The 6,391-nt window shown below is 42.6% G+C and carries 5 protein-coding genes, 1 pseudogene and 1 riboswitch; of the genes and pseudogenes, 4 read left to right on the top strand and 2 right to left on the bottom strand.

Going from position 1 to position 6,391, the window contains the following annotated elements; genetic code table 11:
- Nucleotides 1–515: pseudogene (locus HP456_RS02915) on the bottom strand (HAMP domain-containing histidine kinase); the annotation flags it as partial.
- Nucleotides 512–1,186: a response regulator transcription factor gene (locus tag HP456_RS02910; protein WP_172248523.1), complete on the bottom strand. Its 675-nt coding sequence runs from the start codon at nucleotides 1,184–1,186 to the stop codon at nucleotides 512–514. The pseudogene HP456_RS02915 and the gene HP456_RS02910, both read right to left, overlap by 4 nt.
- Before the next feature lie 407 nt (nucleotides 1,187–1,593).
- On the opposite strand from HP456_RS02910, the gene HP456_RS02905 reads away from it, so the two are divergent.
- The 4 genes from HP456_RS02905 (at nucleotide 1,594) to HP456_RS02890 (ending at nucleotide 6,348) form a co-directional block, all read left to right on the top strand.
- On the top strand, nucleotides 1,594–1,746 hold the full coding sequence (locus tag HP456_RS02905) for a hypothetical protein (RefSeq protein ID WP_172248522.1): 153 nt from the start codon (nucleotides 1,594–1,596) through the stop codon (nucleotides 1,744–1,746).
- A gap of 83 nt (nucleotides 1,747–1,829) precedes the next feature.
- On the top strand, nucleotides 1,830–2,387 hold the full coding sequence (locus HP456_RS02900) for a nitroreductase family protein (RefSeq protein ID WP_172248521.1): 558 nt from the start codon (nucleotides 1,830–1,832) through the stop codon (nucleotides 2,385–2,387).
- Nucleotides 2,388–2,983: 596 nt separating this feature from the next.
- Nucleotides 2,984–3,178, top strand: a riboswitch (cobalamin riboswitch).
- 168 nt (nucleotides 3,179–3,346) lie between these two features.
- Nucleotides 3,347–5,434 (top strand): prenyltransferase/squalene oxidase repeat-containing protein, encoded by a 2,088-nt coding sequence (locus HP456_RS02895; RefSeq protein WP_172248520.1) that lies wholly within the window; start codon nucleotides 3,347–3,349, stop codon nucleotides 5,432–5,434.
- Nucleotides 5,435–5,457: 23 nt separating this feature from the next.
- Nucleotides 5,458–6,348, top strand: coding sequence for a DUF4430 domain-containing protein (locus tag HP456_RS02890; RefSeq protein ID WP_172248519.1), 891 nt, complete (start codon nucleotides 5,458–5,460; stop codon nucleotides 6,346–6,348).
- The last annotated feature ends 43 nt before the right edge of the window (nucleotides 6,349–6,391 follow it).

The following is a 6,391-nucleotide window of genomic DNA, read 5'->3' as shown; positions in this document are numbered from 1 at the left end:
ACCTGAATCTCATAATCCTGATTAAAGCTATCGAGCTTCGCATAATAGAGAGCTTGATCAACGTAATTTTCAATCTTCGTGATTTCTTCACCTAAACTGGCTGCGTCCATATCGGTTTGCTGAAGCAAACGAAGTACCGCAATCGGTGTTTTTATCTCATGGAACCAGGAAACGATAAAGTCATAGTGTTCATTTTGCCTTTCCCCTACCAGGTTCATTTCACGGATATGCCTCGTTTTCTGATCCTCGATGTACTGCTTTGCGACTTCTCCTTCGAGTGACAAGCTTTCATAATCCTCACTATCCATTTGTCTGATTACACGTAAATGCTGCTGATAACGAAACATTAAAAATCCGATCAATAAAATGGAGGATAACAAGAAGCCATACAGTAATGTCCCCCATTCCCAACCGTCATTGCTATCAGTGAAAAAAACAGCGGCAGAGATCAGGAAACCAGCAAGATACACATAAATATAAGGCTTTTCATACGAAAGGTAACGCAGGAAGGTCATTCGATTAAATACCCCATTCCTTTTCTCGTGGCAATGAAGTCATCAAGTCCAAGTTCTGCCATTTTCCTCCGCATCCGATTAACGTTCACGGTCAGCGTGTTATCATCGATGAATTGTTCATCACTCCAAAGAGCCTGCATTAAGTCCTCGCGGGAAACGATTTTACCGATATTCCGCATCATCAGCTGCAAAAGGATGAATTCATTCCGGCTTAACTCTGCGACTTGCCCTTTATATTCAATGGTTGAATTGGTCACATTCAAATGAAGGCCCCGATGGATGAACTTGATCTGTTCGTCTTCTTGATACGTATATTTCCGGCGGATAAGCGCACTGATCTTAGCTACAAGAATGTCCAGGTCAAATGGCTTTTGGATAAAATCATCCCCGCCCATATTGATGGCCATGATGATATCCATATTCTCATTCCTGGATGAAAGAAATATAATCGGGACCTTGGAGATTGAGCGTATTTGCTGGCACCAATAGTAACCATCAAAAACCGGCAGATTGATATCCAGAAGAACAAGATGCGGTTCTTTCTGCTCAAATTCACTTAACACCTGATCGAATCGGGTTACATCCACCACATCATATTGCCACTTCTTCAAAGAATCAGCGACAATGCTTCTTATCTTTTCCTCGTCTTCAACAATCATTATTCTATACATGAAATCCCTCATTAATTGTAAATTGTACTAAGCTTATTTTAGCACAGTTTTGTTCGGGAAACCCGGCTGATGGAATGTGTATTAGAGGTGTTAATTATTCGTTTATCTTATATGTTCAGGTCCTTCCAGCACCGGTTAGAGGGCAATAAATATTCGATCATTCTATCCAGTTATAGCAGCACAAGTGATGATTCAGAGTTAAGTGGTTCACATCATACTTCTTTACAAATGATAATGATAATTGTTATCATTTGTAGAGGAGTTATATCATTACTTGTCCCTGCGAAGGAGCTAATATTAAAATATTTCAATAGAAATACATACTATTTAGCTCACCAGAGAAGATAGCCGATCCGAAAGCGGACCATTTCTTTCTGATTACAACTGAAGACGATCAAGGAGCAGAAGTGCTAACTGACCCGCTATGGACAAACATACCGGCTGTGAAAGAAGGGGATGTCCATGAATCTAATAAAGATCACAGTAGCTGGTTGTACACTGGTGCTATTGCCAATACACAGAACATTGATGATGTAGTGAATAGTCTGGTGCAAGAATAACAAGAAACAACTCGAGCTCAGGAACTTTTCGGAAAACTAACGCCTCAACAAGTTAAATGAAAATCATAGAAGGGGAAGATAAAATGGAAAATACAAAATCAAGTTTAGCAAAAATCATTCGTGAACGCCGATCGGTTAAAAGCGGTTATACAGATAAAGAAGTGACCGAGGAAACAATAGTTGAAATCTTAAATGATGCGGTCTGGGCACCTAATCACGGATTAAGAGAGCCTTGGCGTTTTATCTTTGTGTCAACCAAGGAGAAGGAAACATTTGTTGAAGAACTAGTGAAAACATTTTCTCCAGACATGCAGGAGAACAGAAGGAATTACTTTAATCAGCCTGCTGCATTCCTCATTGTGGTCATGGAAGAAGATCCGAGACAAAAGCAATGGGAAGAGAATTTTGGGGCGGTCAGCTCGCTTATCCAAAACGTACAGCTGCTGGCTTGGGAACAAAAGCTCGGCGTTGTTTGGAAAACGAATCCGCATATCTATGATCCGAAGGTACGAGACTTATTGGACGTTAAGCCTGGTGAGAAGATTGTCGGCTTCTTGCATATGGGTTACTTTGATAAAGTTCCTCAGGAGAGACAGCGAACTTCAGTAGAAAAGAAGTTAACGGTGTACAAAAATAATTGAGTGGCGGGCAAAATCTATATTTGATAGTTTCCTGAGATTGATGAGAAAAGAGGCTGGGACAAAAGTGTTTTAGTCTAAGTAAAACCCGAACTAAACTGCCTTCTAACAGGCAAATTAGTTCGGGTTATTATTTTGTTCAATGTACACTTAAGTTTTAGCACTTTTCAGCGGTTGATTGGAGTGCAAGACGAAGACTCCTGCGGGGAGAGTAGCTTATTAGAAAAGCGGAAGGGCTTTGCTCAGAGGCGGGTGGCATAAGACGAATCGTCCTGGAAGGCGCACTTTGCCTTCTTGGTCGGTTTGGCTTATGTCATGTGCCTCTAAGCCCTGCAGCTAGACAAGTGAGACCCCGCAGGAGCAGAACGCGACGAGGAGGCTCACGGGCTACCCGCGGAAAGCGAAGTCTTGCACGGAAATCATTAGCGGTATTAAGAACATACGCTGAAATTGATCGTCTTTATATCGTGGTTTATTCGTTTTGTCCCTGCCTCTTTTTTAGTGTCCCCTGTTAAATTTGAATTTCCTCTTGTTTCCCTAATTAACATTTTATTGAATTAGATAATTATATCGTATAAGATAGTTGTAGATTATTAATTAAATAGTATGCACATATTGGTTTAGCATCCGTTTCGGAAGCTAATTAAAAGGGAATCAGGTGAAAATCCTGAGCGGTCCGGCCACTGTAATTGATGAGCAACCTTCAACAAAAGCCACTGATTGTAACCATTCGGGAAGGCAGAAGGAAGCAATGACTCAAAAGTCAGGAGACCTGCCAGTATGTAACGATTGTGAAACCTTCCGGTAAAAGGTGAAGCGGGGTGAGAAAATTGTACATAGGATATGTATGTGATATTCGAAAGTCAAAGCCTTGTTCTTCTTTATGGAGGAACAGGGCTTTTTTATATAGATAAAATACATCTGCATCTTATTGGGGATAAGAGAACACGGGAGGATTTATAGTGAGAAAACTTCAAATATTTTTTATCAGTGTAGTCAGTATCTTACTGATGGTCACGACTCCATTTTCATCTGGAGTATTGGCTAATGGAACTGAGGGAGCACAGAGAGCAGGCATTTCATTATCCGAAATAAATAGTGCAATTGACGAGGCAGCAAAAAATATTTTAGATGGCGGCGTGAATAGTGAATGGGAGGCAATCGGTCTGGCAAGGGCAGGTCATGCGATTCCCGAAAGTTACTATTCAGACCATTTCAAGCTGACAGTAGACAGCCAGGTGATCAATCCGTCGAGATATGCCAAGATTACTGATGTAGAACGTCATGTATTAGCTGCCGCAGCTATTGGCCTTGATCCGATGGCGATTGAGAATACGGATCTTGTGGAGAAAATTTACAACAGTGCTGACTTGTCACCTGGCACTGATACGATGACGCTGCAGGGAAACAACGGGCCGGTCTTTGCTTTGATAGCCTTGGATTCTCAACACTTCCAGGTTCCTGATGATGCAAAATGGACACGTCAAAAACTTGTAAATGAACTCCTGGCACAACAAAAAGATAATGGCAGCTGGTCACTGAGCTCTTTCATGACCACACCAAGCTATGACATTACGGCAATGGCTCTTATTGCCCTTGCTCCTTATACGAATCAACCCGGCGTTCAATCTGCCGTAGCAAAAGCGGTTGACTTTCTATCTGCTGAGCAGGGGAGTAGTGGCGGATTCAGTGATCCCTTCGTGGGCGGAACTTCAAGTGAGGCAACATCACAGGTGATCATCGGTCTGACTTCCAATGGAATTGATCCAACCTCAGCGGCATTCACGAAAGAAGGAAATCACTTAATCAGTCATCTCCTCAGTTTCAAGTCAGAGGATGGCGGCTTTAAGCATGTCAATCCAGGTAATTCGAATGGAATGGCAACAGAGCAAGCACTACAGGCTCTCGTGGCTTATCAAAAGTTCGTCAAGGGGGAAGGGAAGCTCTATTCATTTCCTAAGCCAGTGACTCCTGAACCAACCTTACCTGATCCGACCCTCAGGATTGAAGGGGTATCCCAAAACCAAACCTTTGATACTCAAACGGTCACCATCCGTGTTGACGCGAAGGATGGTGAAGGGAATCCATTGGATCCGGCAGTAGAATTAAATCAGGAAGCGGTGACAGCCAATTCAGATGGGGACTACGTATTGCTGTTAAAAGAAGGGCTCAATGACCTGGTTGTAAGAGCTGAAGATCAAAATGAGAAGGTCGTTTCACAGCAATTCAACCTCAACTATCAGAAGAAAGCTGAGGAAAAACTTGATCAAATCGACATTACACCAGAAATCGAAGGCGGCAAGACAGTGATTGAGGTAGAGGATATCGGGAAATTGAAAGAAAAGGGAGCCATATTCATTCATCTGCCTTCTGATTCCATCAATGCTGTCCTTTCAAAAGAGCTCATGAATCAATTAATTGAAAAGCAGGCTACTCTTCATCTGGCAGCCGAAAATGTTATGACTGGTATTCCGTTGAAAGGGTTTTCGAAGGATAAAAATGTAGAGATTTCTATTCAGAGAATGGAAGAAGTGAAGGATGCATTAAGCCATGTGTATGACTTTTCAATAAAACAGGACGGTAAGGAAGTTGATGAATTCAATGAACCGGTAGAGCTATCCTTTAAAGTGATAAAAGAGGAAATCGATCAGGACCTCGCTGCTGTCTACTATTATAACCCGGCTGCGAAAGCATGGGAAAAAGTCGGCGGGACATATTCAGAGGGATTTGTCCGTTTGGAAACCGAACACTTTAGTACGTATACCGTTTTTAGTAGTGATTCAGTACCAAATGAAGACCAGTCTGATAATGGAACAGACGAAAAGGAAAATGGCGGGCAGGATGAAGGCGGGGCACCACAAAAGAATCCAGAGGGTACCAACAAAAAAGGCAATGACAAAAATAAAAACAAAACTACTGGAGGAAAGGAACTTCCGGATACTGGTGTGAACCAGTGGTACATCCCTCTTTCGGGTGCTGCACTTTTCATGGTTGGAATTCTCTTCTATTTCTGGAGTCTGAGAAAGAAGAGCGTACATGAACAAAAATAATCTACCTGTATAGGGGGAGAAGGATGAAGAAGACGACAATACTTTTATTGTCCATTTTCACTATTTTTTTCTTGACGGTTGGTATTATCAGCGTCACTTACGGCTTTTCTGGCGAGCGTGATAATAGTCATACAGAACAAGCAGGTAGCAGCTCTGTTGAAACAGATTCTGAACATCTGCCTGAGGGAAAGAAAGAGCCGGCGCATTCAAATGATTCAGAAGATAAACAAAGTAAGAAGGACTCTGCAGGAAATGAAACGGTCAAAGAGAAGAAGGATGAAGATGCAGCAAACAGCATCAATCAGAAAAAGGAGCAATCCTCAGGAGAAGTGATGGATCGTAAGCCGGACCCTGTAAACATATCCAAGGGATCTGATGTTCAATCACCAAAAGAGAAAGCTATATCGACAGAAAAGCAAAGTACGGATACAGGATCAAAGAAAAACACAGCTTCCGGAATGGAGAAGGAGCCTGGAACAAAGGCACCGGCACCGAATAAAAAGCCTCAACCGGCTGCATCACCTAAGCCTGAAAAGGTCGAAGAGGAAACTCCTGTTTCAACGGCAACCTATTCTATTGTGGCTGACAGTCAGATGGGGACTGTTCTTCGGCCGGTTACAGTAGAAATAGAAGATGGGGATACGGTACTGGATGTATTGATCTCCGTTACCCGTGATCAGGGCATTCCGATGTCTTTCCGTGGTGGAACAGGTGCCAACGCCTATGTGGAAGGGATAAATAATTTATTCGAATTTGATCGTGGACCGGGAAGCGGCTGGATGTATCGAGTGAACGGAATCTTCCCGAATAGAGGGGCAGGTGTGATCCCATTATACGATGGAGATCGAATTGAGTGGCTTTACACCGTTGACCTGGGGGAGGATATCGGTGCTGAATTAAAACCATTTCGTTAAGAGGCATTCATCTCCTCCTACTCAGGGGGAGATGCTTTATTGC

Source organism: Bacillus haikouensis (assembly GCF_013179555.1).
In the GTDB taxonomy this organism is placed as follows: domain Bacteria; phylum Bacillota; class Bacilli; order Bacillales; family Bacillaceae_B; genus Rossellomorea; species Rossellomorea haikouensis_A.
The sequence above is the reverse complement of the archived record's forward strand: the minus strand, read 5'-3'. Positions and strand labels throughout refer to the sequence as shown.

Excerpts from the sequence above, each read along its gene's own strand:
- HP456_RS02900 (WP_172248521.1), top strand. The coding sequence starts at position 1,830 with ATGGAAAATACAAAATCAAGTTTAGCAAAAATCATTCGTGAACGCCGA.
- HP456_RS02890 (WP_172248519.1), top strand. The coding sequence starts at position 5,458 with ATGAAGAAGACGACAATACTTTTATTGTCCATTTTCACTATTTTTTTC.
- HP456_RS02910 (WP_172248523.1), bottom strand. The coding sequence starts at position 1,186 with ATGTATAGAATAATGATTGTTGAAGACGAGGAAAAGATAAGAAGCATT.